We start from the raw sequence: 20278 nt of genomic DNA, 5'->3' as shown, positions 1-20278 counted from the left end.
CAACAGATCTCGATTGCGGGATCGGTGCCACCTCCCTTCCGAGCAAGGCAGCAAATAAGGTTCAATGCCGATACCGGTCAAGACATCGACTGGCTCGGCTACAACCGAGCCACTGGAAACGACTGCAACAGTGGCGCTAGCACCGTCAACCGGCTTCAACCCACGGGATCTGGTACGCCACTAAATTGAACGAACGAGGTTTCAATTCCGCCAGCGAGTACGGATGAGTGCAAACGAGAGGAGGACACTGATTGCAAGAGTGAACCCGAATCCAGGGAGTCCATCGCTACTTGAATCGTCATCGTCTGGCGATTCGGATGGTACCTCGTCGTCATCGGTGTCGTCATCCGGATCCGTCCCGTCGTCTGTGTCGTCATCCGGATCCGTCCCGTCGTCTGTGTCGTCATCCGGTTCCGTCGACTCGTCGGAATCTTCGTCCGGCTTCGTTTCCTCGTCGTCTTCTGCGGGCACGACAACGGCGAGCGTTCCCGACTCCTTGAGAGTGACTGTGAACGTGCTGTCACTCTGGTCGAATGTAGCGGTGTGCCACTGCTCTTCGCCGTGGGGTTGGTAGTAGAGTACCCCGTCATCGGCGGTCATTCCAGCCGGGAGTGCGGTCTCATCGACCGCGAACGTGAGCGTCATCCATTCGAGTGCGTTGTCCTCGTCGTCAATCGCAATCGTTTCGACGGCCGTTCCATCGATCGACGAGGTGTCGGCGGTATCGAACTCAACGGCGACATCGAACGTCGACTGCGTGACGGCCGACTCACCTTCGAACGAGATGAGACTGACACTGTCAGATGTCACGTCCTGGAACGTCGTCAGGTCGGTCTCGCCGGCCGTCGCGTCGGAACCGATGACGACCACACCGTGGGCGGACGGTTCGTACTGGAAGACGAACGGATCGTCTACGGGATCATCGCCACCACCGATCGGTGGGAGTGGTGGTGGGCTGGAACCCGTCTCCTCGGCAGCAACCGAGAACGCGAGGGGTTCGGACACGGTGTGACCCCACTCATCTACGAGCGTGAGTTCAACGTCGTAGTCTTCGTCGTCTGCGACGGGGATCGCGGCGCTGACCGTTCCGTCGTCAATCGTCATGGCCACTGAATCGCCGTTGACGAGAAGCGTCGACTCGGATGCGTCGATGGCCATCCCATCAGTGGCAACGTCGAACGCGATGTCAACCATCTCGATGCCTGGATCGAACTCCGTTCCATCGACCGGATCGATGCTGGTGACGACCGGTGCGGGTGGTTCGGCGACCGTTACGCTCTGTTCGAACGTGTCGCTGTTTCCAGCATTGTCGAAGACGGTCACTGTGACCGTGGTCGTCTGGCCGATTTCGGGCTCGAGCGTGTGCGTGGTCGTACTCGAGGTGATCTGTGTAGCGTCGTCGTCAGTCACAGACACGTCATCGACATCGACCTCGATTGCCGAGGCGTCGACACCGGAAAGTGCGTCGGCGTACTCGAACGTCACGTCAAGCGTGTCGGTGTTCCAGGCAACCGTCGCCTCCTGTCCGTGACTGAGGTCGAGCAGGGATGGTGGTTGCTCGTCGGCGATGACCGTTCCGTACGTCGAGAAGTGCTCGACTGTGGTGACCCAGTAGGTGCCTGAACGGGTCTCATCATCGAGGTCGTGGATTTCAGTCGGGCGTTCCTCCCAGGTCTCTGTCGACTCGTTGTAGTGAGTGATCGAGACGGCCTCGGGATCAACCCCATCAGGTAGGTGACTCTCATCAACCGGGATGTAGATCGTCGCGTTCGTGAGTTCAGTTTCGAGTTCAGTGCCGAGTTGTGTCGTGAGGAAGCCCACACCGAAGAGATCTTCCTCGAGGTCGGCCGGCGGGACGTCGCTCTCAGAAACCGTGACGAACGAGTTTGTGACGTCATCAGTCGTGTTGAACTGGATGACCGTCCCTGTGTCCTCGTTGTACACGGTGACCGTGCGGTTTTCAGTGGCCACGTACTCGACGGTCGTAGTTGCCGTATCCACTCCCACATTTCCGGCGTAATCCGCTCCCGTCGCTTCGACGCGGTAGGTGCCGTCGTCAGTGGCGGTGATGGTACCGATCCACCGGTTCTCGCCGTCTTCGGTGACGGCCACCGTTTCTTCGGTTCCGTCCGGGTGTTCGACGACCACCGTTGGCGCTGAAGCGAGTGGCTCGTTTGCACGTACGACTACCGTCCCGTCGTCGCTCTCTTCATCAAGGTGCAACACGGTCGAGAGCCGCGGCGGCGTCTCGTCGTAGACGAGCGTTTCGTCGGCGACGAGTTCGGCTTCGTTCAAACCGGCGTCGATCGCGTTCACGCGGAGTTCGTACTCGCCCTCATCAGGCAGTGTGGCTGCATCGAGTGCCACCTGCCAGCGGTTGGGTTCTCCAGTCACTGGTTCGGCCCCAACGATCTGGCGGTAGTTCGTGAACGTGGACTCGAGAGTCACCTCGACGTCTTCGACATCGCCCGAGTCCGCGGTTCCGTCGGTCGCGTCGACGGTCACGTTGAGCGTCCCGTTGGCGTATCGCGTCGTTTCGTCGTCTGATAGCTCGCCGCCGTCGACGGCGATGAGATCAATAACGGGATCGTCGGTATCGACCGCGATCGTCGTCGACGCCGTCCCGATGTTGCCTGCAGCGTCAGTACTCGTCAGGACGACGGTGTACTCGCCGCTTGGGAGACGTTCTTGGGAGGTATCAATCGGTAGCCACTCGAACTCGTGGGACGAACCAGCGCCCGTTTTGTCTGATACATCTTTCGGGAAGACGACCTCATCGGCGGCATTGCGCACTTCGACGGTGGTCGACTCGTGATTGACGTCATCCGAGCTGACGGTAATGACCGCCGGGTTCGCCATGCTCACGTTGGGATACGCCTCGTTCGCCGGCTGCGCGTCGAGGTCGACCTCTGGCGCCTCCGCATCGACTGTGACGTTCCACGTCTCGGTGGCCGTGTATCCGGCCTGGTCTGCAGCCGTGACGGTGAACGTGTGGGTACTATTCTGTGGCTCATCGAGATCGAGATCGGACAGCGTGACCTCGAGGTGTGTGTCCGTCAGGGTCGTCGCTTCGGTGAGATCGACCGGTTCCCCGTCAACGTCGAGCGTGACGCTGTCGGGATCAACACCGGTGTCGCCTGGAACGTCATTGTCGCTGTATTCGACGACGATTGTGGGGGCGGTCTCGTTAATGAGTGCCCCGTCTGCTGGTGACACGGCGTCGATCGACGGCAGTGAGACGAATTCGAAGGTGAACGTCTCCTCGGCAACGTTGCCGAGATCGTCGGTTGCACGGATCGTTACCGTTGTCGGGCCTTCAGTCCACGCTTCGCCGAGGACGTCGAGTTCGTACGGCGATTCGAGTTCGGTGAAGTCGGTTACGTCAGTGTCGGTGCGATATTCGACGGTAACGGTGCGTTCCTGAGCGACGTCGACATCGAAATCGAGTACCGACTCGTACGGGTGCTCACCTTCGTCGGGCGAGATGAGCGTAATCACCGGTGCTGTCGTGTAAACCTCTAACGCACTGTTGTCGACCGCGCTCGAGACTTCGATCACGTCCCCTGCCGAATCGAGTACGCGCATCTCGAGTTCGTACGAACCGTCCTCGAGTTCGGGCGTGATGGTGTCGAGTGTCACCGACTCGCCGGTCGCCTCGAACGGCGCGTCAATCCAGTCGACGACCGCTTCACCGTCGTCGAGGATGCGGTACTCGACGGCTGCGGCGTCGTCAACGTTGGTGTGTGCCAGCTCATAGAGGATCGCCACCGCGCTCTCGTTGACAGTCGACCCGTCAGCGGGTTCCTGGATCGCTATGGTGGGTCTATCCCGCTCTTCGAGTTCGATGGTGATATTAGTCCCCTCAGTGACGGACGGGGTGAACTCGTACGTGGTATTGACGAAGCGGCTATCGCCCTCCGGAGGTTCGACCATCACTGTCGCGGATCCGTTCATCTCGAGTCCCGGATGTGGGGCATCGTTCCAGTACGCAAGCCCGTCGTTCTCGGTGAAGCCGACCAATCCAGTGGCCATGAACTCCTCGGGTGCCCCATCGGTGTAGGTCGCCGTTGCGTTCTCGACGGGGTTTCCGGCCTCGTCGATGACTTCAACGGTAACAGGGTGACCTTTCGGCAGCTCGATCTCCCCGAGAGCTGGATCGTCCGTGTTGATGATCGCAGATGAGACGCCCGAGGCGCTCGCCGTTGTCGTTGTCATCCCCTCGACACCGGGATCGAGCGTCAGCGGCCCGCTGGATGTCTCTTCTCCACCATCGCGCAAGTCGATCGAAGCAACGTTATAGAGGTCAACGTTGCCGTCTCGGGGAATAAGCACGTCAGTATCTGACCCGTCGTCATCCAGGAACTGAACGTAGACGAGATCATAGACGGCGCCGCTCTCGATGGGGACTTCGAAGTGTCCCGTCTCGTTGGTTTCGACCTGGTCATAGAACCAACGGTCGTTCCGTTTGTTCACGAGCAACGTATTATTCGCCGCTGGCGTCCCGTCAGCCAGGGTGAGTTGCCCGGTGATGGTATCGGGTTGCTCGGGCGCGTCTTCTGCAAGTTCGAACTGTAGCGACGTGTCCTCCTCGACGGTCACCTCCTGTTCGTACGTGTAGGTGTCGAACCGGTCGTCGTTCTCCGGTGGTTTGACCTGAACGGTCACTTCACCGGTGACTTCGATCCCGGTGTCGTCCGCGCTCTCGAAATCAAGCCACCCGTCGGCGTTGGTCGACGGCTCGAAGCCGGTTCCGAAGCCGTTGGATCGATTCTCGTTGTACGCGACGACCCTCACCTGGGCGTTCTCAACGGGCTGGCCGTCCTTATCGACGACTTCCACGTCGAGTACCGACGCATCAGGCAGGTGGTACGTCCCGACATCGGTGTCTTCGTCCCCGACCTCGATACGATCGAGGGAGTAGACGTCCGGCGAGCCGTCACGAACGGGGGCGAACGAGTCGTTCTCGGCGGCCTGATAGTAGCCGAGTGAGAGGGTCGAGTTACTGGTGACGTTCGTACTGAAGTAGCCGTCAGCATCGGTGGCGACGTGCTGGAAGCCGTTCGGATCTGGTATATGGATCTGATCGTTCGCCGCCGGGGTGCCGTCGGCGAGCAACACCTGGCCGGTGAGCGTTACCGTCTCACGTTCCTCGAGAACCACCTCGGCGTGCGTATCCTCGGTTACATTGAACTCGAGTTCGTACTCTTGGTCGACGAATCGGTCGTCATTTTCAGGCGGCGAAACGGTGACCGTCGTCGAGCCGTTCATTTCCAGGCCGGGTTCCTCACCGAGTGTGTCCAAGTTAATTCCGATGCCCATGAACTCCTCTGGAGCCCCATCGGAGACAAACTTCGTTGCGTTCTCGACGAGGTTTCCGCTCTCGTCTTTGGCGTCGACAGTCAAGACGTGGCCAATGGGGAGCTCGATCGTGCCGAGCTCCGTCTCGTTCGTGTCGATGATGGTCGCGGAACCGTCGGATCCGCTCGTGGCCGTGAGGCCAGAGACGGTGTCGGTTGCGGTTGGCTCCGTCGCTGTACTCTCGGCCTCCTCGTCCGTCAGATCGACCGAGGCGATCGATTTTACGTCGACGTTCCCATCTCGTGGCATCTCAACCTCCCCATCGGAGAACGCCGACCACTGGACGTAAGTGAGATCGTAGACGTACCCGCTGGCCACGTCAATCTCGAAGTGGCCCGTTGCGTTCGTCTCGGCGTCCGCATAGAGGAAGGAGCCATCATCACGCCGGTTGACTATCACCGTGTGATTGACGCCCGGGTCGCCGTCTGCCTGGATGAACTGTCCGGTGATCGTCTGATCGCGCACCTCATCCGGTTCGTCCTCACCACTGTCACCGTCATCGAACGATGGCGGGTCGCCCACGTGGAACGCGTCGCGAACGGTTGTCTCGTACCGATCGCCTTCCACGTCGACGAGGCGTGTCGCGAGATGAAGCGTGCCTTCTTCGTCGGTCGCGTTCACCGTCGCTTCGAGGAGGTAACTCTGACCATCGGTATCGACGATCTCGAGATCCCATGTATCCCATGTCCCAGCCGGATTGACGGTGGCATCGGTGAACGCGGGATCGTCGACGTCTTCAGTGGCTGTCAGCAACGCGAGGTCGTCCTCGGCGAGGCCGTCGCTGCTCTCGACAACGAGGGTGATCGTGACCTCGCTGGACTCAACGCTGTTGTACTCGTCGAGGCCGTTGACGTCGACGTGCTGGAGCAGCGGCGGGGTGTTGTCGCCATACTCCTCGTAGGTCACGTGTGCATCCGTTGTGACCTGGGTAGAGAGTACCCCCGTTGGGTTCTCCCCCACAAGTTCGACGCTGACTTCCTGACCGGATTCGAGTTCGATGTCGTTAATCGAGTCGAAGTGGTGATTGTGTTCTGTTCCCTCGTCGATCGTAGTTCCGTCGACGGTGACCACGTACGATGAGCCGTGATCCCAGTTTCTATAGACGTGTCGAGGGGTGTTCTGATCGGATAGGTAGCCACCGTAGAGGTCGATACGCCAGTCCTCAATGATGAAGCCGTCGAACGTTCCCGTGTAGGGGTGTCGATTGAAATCGATCTGGTGAACTCCACCCGGTTCGGGTGGGGTCAGCGACTGCGAGCTGAGCGAACCGTCGTGCACTACACCGTTTGAGAGATAGATCGCCTCCTGGGTGACATGGATCCGCTGTTCGGTTCGGTCGCGCACATCGAACGACGTACTTCCAGAACCGTAGTCCTCCCAGACGGTCGTCTGGCTATTGAAGAAAGGAGCGATACGTTCGTTTTCTGCACTGCGGAGATACGTTCGCTCGAACGTGCCGAGTTCGGATTCATTGACGACGAACTTCTGGTCGCCGTCAACACCGACCGTCCCGTAGACGAGCCAGTAGACGTCATCAACATCGACGTTATTTCCGCCATCGTGTTGGTCAGTCGAAACCGTGACGTGGTGGACACTGGCGTTGTACTCTGCCCCCTTCGGGAAACGAACCGTCTGGGCGTCAATATTGTCATACAAACTCCGCGAACTCAGCCGATCTCCGTGATCGGTGTGGTGTTGCATCTTCGGCTGCACCTGCATCGAACGGAGCGAAGCGTTGAGTTCGGAGTCGTCGATGGTGTAGGCGACCGTTGCTTGCTCGTCAAGGATCGCCGTGGTGGCGTCACTCGCATTGAGTGCGGTCGCGGTCTTGATCGGCGTGTTAGTGGGTTCGTCGTAGCCACTCGACCAGAGCTGATACTCCTCACCGGTTCTGATGAACGAGACCTGCCCGTTCTCGACCGTGAGCGTCTGGGAACTGCCCCTCTCAAGGGAGAAGACCCACACCTCATCACCTTCTACGGAGCCATCAGCGCTGTAAGGCGATTTTTCGACGGTCACTTCGTCCCCGACGGCGAATCCGAACACCGCGCGGTGGGTCTCGGCCGTCGCGTTGTTCGTAAACTCGACGTGTCCTGAGAAGATCCCCCCAGCCGTAGCGTCGATGGTGTACTCAACATAGCCCACGTCACCGGGGTCGAGCGTCAGGCTCGTCCGGTTGACCGTTACAAGCTCGGCGTGGGTGGTTCCACCGGTAGTCTCAAGGAGATGGTCGTCGACGGCCAACTCGACTGTCTCGTCCGTCGGATTTTCGACGGCAAGCGTGCGCGTCACCTGGTCGTCACCGCTAACGGTTCCGAAACTCTCGGTGGCGTTGGAGACGACCAGATCGGGCGAGACCGCTCGGGTAGCGTTCACCTGACCGGCGCCGACCGCGTAGGCGTCATCAGTGCCCGACACCACGTCTGCGTTCGAGAGGAGGACGTCCTTGACGCGATCCGGGGTTTTGTCGGGATTCTGCTCAAGCATCATCGCGGCGACCCCGCTGACGTGGGGAGTCGCCATACTGGTACCGCTGATGCGGGCGTACTCAGGATAGTCCGCAATCGGATCGTAGGCGCCGTCGGCGCGGGCGGCCCCGATCTCGACACCTGGGGCGGCGATATCGGGTTTGAGCGCCAGCTCGGTCGCAGTCGGGCCGCGCGAGGAGAACCCCGCGACATCGTCCTCCCGGTGGTCGGTGGCACCGACCGTGATCACGTGCTCGGCCTTCCCGGGAACGTCAATCGTGGACTGATCGGGGCCGGTGTTTCCGGCGGCGACGACGACGGTAATGTCCTCATCAACCGCCCCATGAACGGCCTCAACGAGCGGGTCATCCGGCGCACCCGGCCCGCCCAGACTCATCGAGATGACGTCGACGTCCTCGTCGATCGCGTACTCGATCCCCTCGATGATGCCCGACGTTGAGCCGGAGCCGGCATCACCGAGTACTTTCACGTCCACGATGCTCGCCCCAGGGGCGACGCCGACGAACGTGCCGTTGCTGGCGGTGCCGTCGCCGGCGATCGTGCCCGCGACGTGGGTGCCATGCCCGTTGACGTCGCCGGTTCCGTCGCCGGTGAAGTCGGCCTGATCGACGACCGCGTTCGCGAGATCCGGATGGTCGGTGTCGACGCCGGTGTCGAGGACTGCGACCGTCACGCCGGTGCCGTTCACGTCGTGTGTTTCCCGAGCGGTTTCACCCGCGATGGCGTCGACGGAGGTGTCAGTTGCCACGTCGACCGTCCGGTCGAGAGAGACGCTCTCGAGTTCGAACTCGCGCTCGAGCGTGCGAAGTGTGCGTGCCGATCGATCCTTCTGGATCTCGCCGGCCGTGGCGTCGACGAGGGTGAGCGACCGCGTCGCCGCATACCCCTCGACGGCATCGAAGGCACCGACATCGCTCATTCGAACTTCATCGGAATGTTCCGATGCACGAATAATCACTGGAATCGTCTCGGCGTCGGCGTCAGTCATCCCCTCGTCGATGAGCCGATCAACGTTGAACAGCTCCCGGTCGTAGACACTCAAATCGACGCTCTCGGGGTAGACGTACGTTCCATCAGGGGTGTCAACCTGGTGGAGGACGTCGTTACTCGAGGTATGGACAGTGAGGCCACCATCGGCCTGTTCAGAGACGTGAATCGTCTGGCCTGTGATGAGCGTAATCTCGTGATCCGTTCCGCTCGCAGTGTCACCCTCGGACACCGCCGAGACATCCTCGGTGTCGGCGTCGTTAGACTGATCGTGGTCGGTGTCAGCGTGGCTCCGTTCCCGTTCAGTGTTGAGGGCGGTATCGAGCGGTGTACCCGCCGATTCAAGCGGATCACTGGCGCCGTCGGCCGCCGGTGACGATCCCGCAGCCACTGCTGGAACCATGATGCTGGTCACCATCAACAGCGCCATCACCATCACAAGGATCGCGTGAGCCGAACTCTCGAGCACACGCATCCACCCCCGTGAATGCGATCCCCCGTTCGACCGTGTCGTTCGTCCGCACCTAGACTGCTTCCGTTTCCCCCTGCCGGAATTCATTAACTCGTAAGACTTTCAAGATATCTATAATAATACTTTTGGCCATTAGAGGATGCAGCGTCCTTGCTTGCGTGGGTGGTTTTCACTAGCGTGGAGTGATATGCACCATTATTCATTACTGATATGATGTGATTCTGATATGCCATCCAAATCAAATCTCGAGGGAGCAAGCACCAGACAAAGGTGAGCGACCGTGTGGTGACCGGGTAATGGGCTCACTGTGAAGTCAATACTCGAACGGGTTTTCACCGATGCTGGGGCCACTCCTCCTCGACGCATGAGCAAGTACGACCTCTTCGATGACACCTGCAACGACAGTGTCCTCACCAAAACCGGGACACTCGCCCCGCTGAAATTTCCACGTTCTCAGAGAGAATCAGTCTGCGTTCGGTGTACTCGGGGACGCTCTTGTACGCTGTTAAGGCTGGTTTGGGGTCTTCTCACACCCATGAACTCGTACGGAATCCGCAAATAAGCCTGTGAAGTCGTGGTACGGTAGAACTAGGTGCGGATCAGGAGTGGAGAGAGCTAACTCGAGGGATGTATTGTTCGTGGGTTTCGTCCGTGCGTAGTGGGTGTTCGAGTTTGTTGGGTGACTCGAGTTCGTCTCACCGAGGGTGGCAAAATCCCTTTCTGAGGAGTTCATAATCGGTTCTCGTCTTGCGTTTTGGGGTGGCGTTCGATCTCATTTATAGGAGGTGATGAAAACGGGTTTCAGGAGAGAATCTCAGTTGGGATTGGAGGTTATGAGGCTTCTACGGGGCGAATAGAACAGACGAATATATGATATGAGCGAATTATCAATTTAATAGAACGTTTTTCATAATCGGTTGCAGTCTATCGGTTTTGGATCCGTAGAATTGAGGATTCACCGCCCGAGATCGGGGTAGTTTGGGTGTTCGAGTGTGTCCCTAAACGGGCGCCCTGGCCGCGTAGACGGTCGATACGGTCGGTTTGAACGGTCAATGTGGCTGGCTTGTCTACTCGAGCATGTTTGAGGAGGGGTGCATAACGTATCGAGATTTGAGGGTGATGTTGGACTCGAGTGGGATTGGTGGTGATCGAACAGGTGAGAAGTTCATACTCGGCGAGAGAGGGGGTGCGGTGAGCAGAGAGTCCAGGTTTAGCTTTGGCGGGAAGCGCGGAGCCCACTTCCTCACCGAGCAAAGCGAGGAGGGAAGGGAGGAGCGCGTCGAAAGCGTGGACGGTAAGAAGCCGGGCCGCGTCCATGCATGAGGTCGCGGGGCACAATGTCGTTGCGGGAAAGCCCTGCCCTCAAGGAGTGACCGACCGCCACAAGACGGGAGGGAGCGAGTAGGGCGGGGTAGTTTACTCCGTATTCGCTATGTGAGATACGGAGATCGACTTTTCAGAGGATCAGGGGTCATACGTGTGTGAACGAAGTGGTTCGATAGCGAGATTGCCAAAAACAGGGTTAGGGACGATATCTCGAGTATTCCAGTCGTATTTGAGTATGGAGCACGGAATATGGAGTATCGACTGTCGTTTCGATGGTCGTCCGCTCACTCTCCCTGTTGCGGTCGCACTCTCTCGAGGTTTCGACTCAAACGTACGCATCGTCGTGAATCCTACAGGACAGGATATCGAGAGCAGACTCCAGACGCTCGAGTCCGCTCGAGACGCTGTGAAACGCGTCAGGGAACCTCGAGACACGCTCGAGTACCCTGAAGTGGTTCCCGGATCGTGCCCTTGCTCGAGCTATTTTCCTCCCCACGCTCCATCTTCCTTTTCCTAGTTCACCCTCACACACCTCACATCGCTCTAATTGCGGGCTTTACACCCGATTATGATCTCGAGGAACCGCATCAGCTTCCTCGAACGCTGCTCTCGAGCGACGAATTGGGACTGGACTAGTATTGATCTTTGAGCCACTCAGCCGGGTAGATAGCGGTCAAACCGGGTGTGTCGATCCGGAACTGCTGGGGTGGGGTCGTTTCGGCATAGGTCTTGGTGACTCGAGGTGGGCCTTCGGGTGGGTTGTTGAGCGCAGAGAGAACCTTGTGCCCATCGGCCTGTTTCATAACGACCCAGATGGCTTCTTCGGGTTCGACGGAAGCCATTTTATCGAAATCATCGGGAACGGCACGGTGAACGTCGTTATTGATCCGTTCGACCTCTGCTGTGATGATGATCTCGCCATCTGCATCGACCCCAGCGAGGTCGAGGCGGTGGTTCCCATCGATATCGTAGTAGGGGATGATCTCGGTGACGCTCGAGTCAGGGTCGTCGACGTAGGTAGCCTCGAGGTACTGTCGGGTGACTTCGATGCCGAAGACGTGTTGGGAAGATTCCTCGAGATCGCCTTCGCCGTGGCCATAATCGACGCCCTGTCGGTAGCTTTCGCCTATGAGTGTCCGTCCCTCGGGTGAGACGGAATACAGGCGGTGTGGGTGATCGGCATCGTGACGAAGGACGTCTGCTTCGAGGAGTGGGGTAATCTCCTCCGTGTCGATTCCGACGTACTCCTGGAGGCGAATCATCGAGTCGTGGAGTAAATCGTACTCGAGTGGATCATACCGGAGTTGCTGGGCGTTGTAGACTGTCTGCATGAAGAGAAGTTGTCGGTCTGTCCACGGGGATTCCTCTCGTTCTTCGGGCGTGAGTTTGAGGTTGATCTCACAGGCGGGGATGTCAGCAGGGTCGACGTCCTCGAGGGCGTGACAACAGGCAATTGCGCGTTTCATGCCCTCGATGGTTGGGTCATATCGGTTCTGGCAGATCCGACAACAGAGTGCATCGATGGCCTCGTTGTACCTGACACAATCGGGCATCCGCTTCGTATGTGGTAACAATGAGTCAACGCGAAGCTCTTCGGATTGGGTCTCATCGCTGGCTGACCCATCGATGGGGTCGGCGAGAACCGGGTCTGATTCGTACCCCAGGCCTGCGTTGTTCCATGTCTCGATTGTGAGTAAGTCGAACGCAGCTTCAAACGACTGGTACTCCTCACCTTTTAGTGGCTGTTCACTCACTGGATGGCCGGCTGGTGGTGTGAGAGAACGCCCGAGAAATGGCCGGGGTGCAGGGGCTCCGAATGCAGCGGCTGGGCGGATGAGCCACTCACCGTGACGCATTGCCGCAAGCCGTCGTGCCACCTTCGCTGGTTGGATGTCGTCAGTTGCCAGGGCCTTTGGGAGATCCTCTTCAATGCTCACGTTCCCGACGACGAACGTCCCGATCTCGTTGAGCGCCTCTTCATACGTTTGATTCGATGGATCGGCCGAGCGGAGCTGGCCGGGGAATTGCACCCCCAGCATGATCGATAAGCCGAACGAACGCCCCTGTGACAACAGCGTATCGACTAACTGTGTCGTCGCCACATCTCTGGCTTCCTCGAGATACAGGTTGACCCGTGGTGGCTTCCGATTTTGATTATCGTCTTCAGAGCGCGCTTTAAGCGCACTCCAGAGATTCGAGAGCAAAACGAGCGTGAGCGCCCGTTTAACTCGCTCTTCCATTCCACCGAAATCGAAGACGACGACAACGTCCTCGTTGATAATATCGGTGAAATCGAAATACGGCTCGCGATCCTCATCGATTGCAGCGAGAGTATCGAGATCCTCGAGATCCTCGAGATCCTCGAGAGTGTGACCCCCTCGAGTCCCCTGTGATTCAGAGAGGGGGCGAGCATGGATGTGGTCTCGAGATTTGGTTTCGGCTATGTACCCGCGGTCTCGAGTGTCAGATTCGTCTGTATGCCCGGGTTTGCCGTCTCTGTACTCGAGGTTTGGAGCATCCGACTTGGCTGTATACTCGAGGTTTGGAGTATCCGACTTGGCTGTGGATTCACCATCTGCTTCTGGAACGTAGACGTGATCGAACAGTGGTGCGAGGCGATCATCCGTCGCGATGGTTTCGACTCGAGCCACGGCCCCACCGAGAATCATATTGAAGACGTCCCGGTCTCGCTCGAGTAAGCCTGCAAAATACGCAGTGAGGCGCTCATCGGAGGTTGATGGTGGTGTCCGGTCACTGAGCGTCTGTTGCAGTGCATCGTAGAGTTCTTTATGCGAAACCGTCTCCGAACCGTGAATCGGATCGAACAGTGCTCGGAGGTGATTTCGAATCGCCTTTGTCGACTCCGTTGCGCCATAGTACTGTTCTTCCCCCATCAACCCCGAAAGGATCTCTTCGTAGTGGCCAGCGATGCGTGAACGAGCTTCCTCGCGTGAGAGCCCTGCCTCGAGCAGTGGCCTGATCGTGAAGATCGAGAGTGCAGGCAGCGTCTTGGTCAGGTCGAAGTACAGAACGTCACTGAGGTCGCCACGAGCCGCGTAGTGAGCCTGGAGCAATTCGGTGGCCGTTCCTCCACCTTTGTAATCGAACAGGATCTCCGGGCCTGCTGTAGCCTCTATATTCGAAAGGAGTGCGGTGGTGGTGAGCACCGACTTCCCCGAGCCAGTGTCCCCAATAACGAACAGATGGCGATCCTGGAGAGCGGGTCGCAAAACGAAGGGCTGAGAGTGAGGTTGTCGATCATCAGTCAGTGGGAGACACAGTGCTTGTCCAGCTCCCGAATATCGCTCCAGTGCCTCTGGCGATGGAAGTGGGAGCCCCGTTCGCTCTGAGTGGCGTGCCTCAAGTGCCCGTTGGCCATGTGCGGTCAATCCGACGCCGTCGAGTAGGCAGACTGCAGGGAGTTCCTCGACGGACATTACCAGCCCAGCACTCTCGTGTGCTCTCCATGGCGGTCGATTCCTCAGCGCGTCGTAGGTCAGTTCATCACACACCCGATCTCTGAGTTTCTCAAAGAGGTGACTCCCTGGCGGGAGAGATTGGTTGTGGAGGTCGTCATCGGTTACGACGTGACCACGAATCTCGTGAAATGGGCCACTCAGGTGATCGAACGCACCTGAAAGATGGTGTGCTGCCTCGTTTGCTCGCTGTGGATTCTTCCTCGAGAGTGCAACCGCTCGGATCGATACCTGAAAGGGATGTCGGTGATCTCGATGCGCGAGTGACTCGAGGCGATCTCTATAGGCCGGTGTGGGTTCGATCGAATCGGGATCTCTGGGCTCCGTGCTTGAAAACATGAAATCGGCGATCTTGTCCCCTGTCGTGACGATCCCGCCCTCGAGTTCGATCTGATAGGAATCGGCCGCTGCCTGGAGGGATCCTGCTGGGCGACACACCACCTGGTAGATGAGGGGGACGTCTACCTCACACATCGTCTCTATGAGCGTCGCCAGTGGAACGCGATGTGACTCATGGGTGTGTTGTTCAGGGTGGGTTGTTGTCGGGGGAAGCACCGCTTCGAACGATCGAAACGAGGTGAGCCAATCACGGGCTAAGTGTGCTTTCCCACGGTATTCTACCCCTGCAACGTACGGTGGTTCGCTGGCTGAGTCTGGTTGTGGATTTACGTGCGGAGGGGAATCTGAGTTCGAGATCGAGGTCGAAGACGAGTGTAAGCGTGAGTGAGAACTCGAGTCTGACACTGAATCTGGATCTGGATCTGAATCTGGATCTGGGTGTATTGATTGTGAATTCGGACTCGAGCGATCCGGGACTGTATCCAGTGAGTCTACGAGATGCTGTGGATGCCACTGCACCTTGGTGAGTTCATACGAGTTCGGTATACAGGTTCGACAAATCGTCTCGAGTTCCTCGAGAAACGCTTCATCTGTGGTTCCAACCAGATAGCGAATACTCGTATCCGATTTTCCATCGGCGACGAGAAGCCACTCAACGAGTGGCGCGTTGGCCTTCCCTCGAAGCGTATTCCAGAGCCCACTCGTCGTCGCCGCTTCCAGACGACTGTAAAGTGACTCCATTGCCTGCGTGACTGCAAACAGATTGAGTCCCTTCGTCGATGGTCGGATCTCGAGATACGTCCGTGTCTCGGGTTCCTCGAGTTCGGACGCAGACGCAGAGGGTGGGTCAACCGTATCCCCTGGTTCGCCCCTGGGCTTCGTTTCTCGTGTACTCGAGGCTTCGATCGTATCCGATTCGGTATGTGACGCCGATTCTGAAAGCGCATCCTCATCTGCATCTACATCCGCGGAGGAAGAAGTCGATTCAACAGCTGGTGGCGTGGTGTGTTTTTCTGTCGCCATTGACTTGATTGGGCTACGGAGACTCACAGAGACTGCATCACCACTCAGGAGATGGAGACCGCCTCACTCGAGGAACTCCAATATGCCGTAACTAGAGTGCTTCGTAATAAGTGTCTATTCGATTCCATTGAACTGTCTCAACGACCGACAGACACTCTGTTGATCTGGGTTTGTGAGTGTGTGATAAGATACAATATTTGATGTTTGTGAGGTGTTTTCGAATAGTATCGAGGGAAAGCCCCCGACCGCTCGACTCGCGCGGCCGACGCTGTGCGCTTCGTCTCACTCCGTTCGACTGCAGTGCTTGCGAGACCGGGCTTCGCCCACCGGTCGGCCCCTTTCAACCCCACCCGGGTGGTTTGGGCAGTTCTACAGGCGGTTCAAGGCGAGTGCCTCGGGGCTTGACCCCGAGGCGGTTCACAGTGGCCGAGTGCCTTGGGGCTATTCGAGAGAGCGACGCTCTCGCGTGACTGAGCGAAACCGAAGGAGTTCGCTTGATGATGAGACGCCCACCATCTCGAAATATGTGATCTCGAGGCGGTTCACATGAAACTCATCAAAACGTCGACCAGTCGACGACAGTCACGCCATCCATCCGGTCGAAATGGTCGACGTTCCCGGTCAGCACCGGGAGCTGCTCGACCATCGCCGTTGCCCCGATGTAAACGTCGTGGAGGTCGTGTAGTGGCGTGCCTTGATGTTGGAGCTCGCTGATGATTTCAGCGGCAGCGGTCGCGACCGCACGATCGACGTCGACAATCTCGAACCGCGCAAGTAGCCGCCCGAGATCCTCGAGTGCGTCTTGTCGTGTCCCACTATCCGCGTATCGCTTGTTCACACCGAGGCGCAGTTCGGTGACCGTGACCGCACTGATCGCGTGGCGCCCCTCATCATCGAGTTTAGCGACCTGGTTGGTGACCCCGCCGCGGTCGATATCGACGAGCACCGACGTGTCACAAAGTTTCATTGTCGAGATTCTCGAGCGTACCGCGGCTCAACCGCCCGATATCGTCTTTGACGTCGTCGTACGTCTCTCGGTCGAGGACGCCTGCGCCCGTAATGTCGGCGAGCTGGCGGCGCTCCTCAAGATGATCCCTGATGACGTCGCTGAAGCTGCGGTCTCCCTTCTCGCGTTTGAGTTCGCGATAGACGTCATCGGAAATTGCTATGTTCTTACTCATATATTGTGTATGGGTACTCATACGCAAAAGCGTTTCGTGGATATGATTCAAAGCCAGTCATAAGCTAAGAGTGAAAGCCGTGACGTACTCGAGTCCTGCATGTCGAATCAGTCCCTTGTCCGATCGGACAATCGGTTTGAAAGACGATCGAGACGTTCCTGTGTACTCTCTTTGCGAGACTGTGTGACGTCAGGAAGGTATTCGGCTTCACAAAATTCGCTTGCTTCAACGGTGATCTCGAGAACTGCCCCTTCGTGCTGTCCTTCGTCCGGTAGCTTCGTTATGTCGACGTCAAGCTGTTCGACGGTTTCACCGTTCTCCTCGAGTAAGAGCACCGCTGTCCGTCCGTCGACGATCCGATCAAGCGTCGCAGTATATGTCTCAGTCATTAGCCCGCTAGTGGTGCTGTAGCCACGTCAATCGGTGGGGTGATCAACTCCTGTGTCTCGTCATCGTCAGCTGGTTTCTCCTCGAGGAGATCTGCAGCGTCAGTCGAGAACTCGTGTTCCACCTCGAGTGCTATATCGCTCCCGTCAGTCGTGAGTACGACGTCGCCGTGAACCGCAGTCCAGTACGTCTCGATTCCTCGTTCGGCGTAGTCCTCGAGAACCTCGTCGTGTGGATGTCCGTACTGGGAGTCGTACGCACTCGAGATGATCGCCACGCTCGGAGTGACTTGATCCATGAACGGCGTTGTTGAGGACGTCGTCGAACCGTGATGGCCCGCCTGATATGCGTCTGCCTCGAGTTGGTCTCCGTGTTCGTCGACCATCCGTTGCTCGGCATCGGCTTCCGCATCGCCTGTGGTGAGATAGGAGAATTCACCGAACTCGATGATAAGCGCCACACTGTTGTAGTGAAGGTCTGAGCCCGAGTCGCCTGCCGGCGGATTGTGGACGTTGACGTCCGCCTCGCCGAACTCGATATGGTCGCCCTCTTCGACGATCAGGAGTTCGACATCGTACTCTTCGATGGCATCGAGATATCGGTCGTACGTCTGGCTCGTGGCTGCCACGCCAGAGTCGTAAGCTGTGCCGATGCCGTCCCGTTCGGTTTCGTAGTGCTCGATAATCCCGTCGTGACCACCAATGTGGTCGGCGTGCCCGTGGGTCGCAACGAGATGGTCGATCCGATCGACGTCTTGTGCCTCGAGGTACTCGATCACGTCGGAGCCTCCTTGGCGCCAGTCGCCGGAGTCGATGAGCATCGTCTCACCGGAGGGTTCGATCAGGAGCGTGGCGTCGGCCTGGCCAACGTCGATATGGTGAATCTCGAGCTCTCCGTCGACATCGGGAGCATCACCTGGGTCGTGTCCGTCTTCAGCGCCGTTCGAATCGGCATCCTCGAGGTCATCATCTGTTTGTACTGTGGGGTCATCGGTTTCAATACTCGTCCCATCAACACAGCCTGCAAGAACGAGCATCGCCACGACAAGCACAATGAGGAGGAGTCGTTTCATGGGTTTGTGATTCGGGTGGCGCTACATGACCGTTCGGAATTTTTGGAGGTAGAACCGAAATACGGAGACTGAAAGCCCCTGGCGTGCTCGAGTTTGACATCCTCAACACGGCTGAAGTCGTGGGATTCCTTGCGTTAGGGGTATCACTCGAGGTGTCTCTCGAACGCCGTCTCGATCTTCTCGAGCGTCCGCTCCCAGGTCGCTCGCCTCGAGAACACGTGACTTTCGCCAGGGTAGTACTCCGCCTCGAACGAGACGTCCCGGTCGAGGTCGAGGAGCGTCTCCACGACGACGTCCTGTTGCTCGACGTTCACGTATCGGTCGTCGGTGCCGTGGAAACTGTAGAGGGGCGTTTCGTACCGATCCATGTGCGTGGCAGGGCTGGCGTCGTCCCAGCGCTCTTTCGCCTCGAGTGGGCGGCCCATCACGGTGGTGGCTGCCGAGCCGATCGCGGGATACTTCGTTTCGGTGGCCCACTCGTGGTAGTTCTCCATGTCGGCGAGGCCGGCGAGGTTGACGGTCACGTCGAACACTCCGGGATGGGTTCCGGGGAGTTGCAGGGCCGCGTACCCACCGTAGGAGAGGCCCCAGAGCCCGACCGAATCGCTCGTGTACTCGAGGTCGCACAGGAACTCAGCGGCACGAACGATATCGCCCATCTCGACTCTACCCCGATTCCCGCTGATCGCGCCTCTGAACGCCCGGCCGTACCCGATGCCGCCGCGATAGTTCACGAGCAAGCCAACGTACCCTTCCGAGGCGAGGTATTGCTGGATCGCGTACGCGAGGCCGTACGACCGGTCGGGGTGGAACCCGTCGCGCATCTGGCGCATCGGCCCACCGTGGACGTACACGACCCCCGGGAGTGTCGTCGCGTCGTCGGGAATCGACTCGCCTCGGCGGGGATCGAGCAGGTAGCCGTCGATTCCCAACTCGTCGCTCTCGAACGTGATTCGTTCGGGTTCGATCGGCGGCGTCGGCCACGTCTCGACGCCGGATTGCGTGACGCGGGACGTGCCAGGTTCGCGGTTATCGAGCGCCCGAACGCGAATTTCGGTCGATCGATCGCGACTCGAGTGGAGGTAGGCGAGCCGCGTCCCGTCGGGTGAGGGGCGCGGTTCGACGTTCGTCCCGACGGTCTCGACCAGTGGCGTGACCGTCCCCTCGAGCGTCACCGAGTAGAGCTGTCGCTGTCCCGACTCCCTGCGGTTGGAGGCGAAGACGAGCCGCCGGTTGTCGATCCACCGCGGCGAGTCGTCCGCGAGTCCCTTGTCTTCGAACGATCCCTCGGTGAGTTGCGTCCGCTCGCCACTCTCAACGTCGATCACGTGGACGTGTTCGTAGCCGTCGATCGGGAGTGCCGCGGCGAGTCTGGTTCCGTCGGGAGACACCTGGGGCGAGCCACTCGAGAGCGCTCCTGTTTCGTTGTCCTCCTCTCGGAAGAGTACCGTCTCCGTTCCGGATGGGACGTCGACGGCGACGAACTCCCGGATGACGCCGTACTCGCGGCGGCGCTCGAAGCACAGTCGTCCGTCGCCAAGCCACACCGGCGAGTGCGACGAGGCGTCGGATCGGGTTCGCCAGAGGAGTTCTCCGGTGGCGGTATCGATCACGCCGACGCACTTCGTTTCCCGATCCACGAACCGGTACGCGAGCAAGTGGTCTGCCTCTTCCCGCCAGGCGAACGCACGCGATTCGCCGAGATAGGATCCGCGCGCCGGGACGTCGAAGCCGCGTTCGGTTCCGTCCTCGAGCGAACGGATCCGGGGTCGACCGTCGCGGTAGAAGGCGACCCTCGTTCCGTCGGGTGACCAGGTGAGCGAAGCGTCCCCATCGGGACTGTGCGCGAGTTCAGAGACGGTGCGTTCGGTCGGATCGACGAGGGCTGTCAGTCCGTCGTCGGTCGCACAGACGAGGCGGGGGTCAGTTGGCGACCACGCAAACTCGGTGACGTGCCCGCCCTTCGGTCGGACGCGCCAGGGCTCCACGTCTACGTCGTCCGCCGTCTCTGGTTGGGTAACGAGCAACGCGTTGCCGTCGTCCTCGTACATCGTCGCCGCGAGAAATGTGGAATCCGCAGACCACTCGGGTGTGCCAGGCCACTCGAGGCCAAGAACATCGTCTATGGTGAGCATACCTCACGATCACGCCACGGCGGTATTAACGGC

The 20278-nt window shown here is 58.9% G+C and carries 8 protein-coding genes; 1 reads left to right on the top strand and 7 read right to left on the bottom strand.

Features of this window, described 5'->3' with window-relative positions:
- Positions 1–201: 201 nt before the first annotated feature.
- Positions 202–9303 carry a S8 family peptidase gene (locus tag NGM68_RS00790; RefSeq protein ID WP_252699760.1) on the bottom strand — a complete coding sequence of 3034 codons (9102 nt, stop codon included), beginning with the start codon at positions 9301–9303 and terminating at the stop codon, positions 202–204.
- A 1080-nt stretch (positions 9304–10383) separates the two neighbouring features.
- On the opposite strand from NGM68_RS00790, the gene NGM68_RS00785 reads away from it, so the two are divergent.
- Positions 10384–10629, top strand: coding sequence for a hypothetical protein (locus NGM68_RS00785; RefSeq protein ID WP_252699759.1), 246 nt, complete (start codon positions 10384–10386; stop codon positions 10627–10629).
- Positions 10630–11264: 635 nt separating this feature from the next.
- Here the strand turns inward: NGM68_RS00785 and NGM68_RS00780 are convergent.
- The 6 genes from NGM68_RS00780 to NGM68_RS00755 all read right to left on the bottom strand — a co-directional run bounded on the left by NGM68_RS00780 (position 11265) and on the right by NGM68_RS00755 (position 20245).
- A complete protein-coding gene (locus tag NGM68_RS00780) occupies positions 11265–14582 on the bottom strand; it encodes a hypothetical protein (RefSeq protein ID WP_252699758.1) in 3318 nt (1105 codons plus the stop codon).
- Between the two features lie 1444 nt (positions 14583–16026).
- Positions 16027–16437 (bottom strand): type II toxin-antitoxin system VapC family toxin, encoded by a 411-nt coding sequence (locus NGM68_RS00775; protein ID WP_252699757.1) that lies wholly within the window; start codon positions 16435–16437, stop codon positions 16027–16029.
- Complete coding sequence (locus tag NGM68_RS00770; protein ID WP_252699756.1) at positions 16424–16651, bottom strand: antitoxin VapB family protein; 228 nt, start codon at positions 16649–16651, stop codon at positions 16424–16426. Before NGM68_RS00770 ends, NGM68_RS00775 begins: the two co-directional genes overlap by 14 nt.
- A 107-nt stretch (positions 16652–16758) precedes the next feature.
- Complete coding sequence (locus NGM68_RS00765; RefSeq protein WP_252699755.1) at positions 16759–17040, bottom strand: DUF3006 domain-containing protein; 282 nt, start codon at positions 17038–17040, stop codon at positions 16759–16761.
- Positions 17040–18110 (bottom strand): ComEC/Rec2 family competence protein, encoded by a 1071-nt coding sequence (locus NGM68_RS00760; protein ID WP_252699754.1) that lies wholly within the window; start codon positions 18108–18110, stop codon positions 17040–17042. Before NGM68_RS00760 ends, NGM68_RS00765 begins: the two co-directional genes overlap by 1 nt.
- Before the next feature lie 143 nt (positions 18111–18253).
- Complete coding sequence (locus NGM68_RS00755; protein ID WP_252699753.1) at positions 18254–20245, bottom strand: S9 family peptidase; 1992 nt, start codon at positions 20243–20245, stop codon at positions 18254–18256.
- Positions 20246–20278: the final 33 nt, after the last annotated feature.

Source organism: Natronosalvus vescus (genome assembly GCF_023973145.1).
GTDB classification, from domain to species: domain Archaea; phylum Halobacteriota; class Halobacteria; order Halobacteriales; family Natrialbaceae; genus Natronosalvus; species Natronosalvus vescus.
Note: the sequence above shows the minus strand (reverse complement) of the source record. Positions and strands in the feature narration are given on the sequence as shown.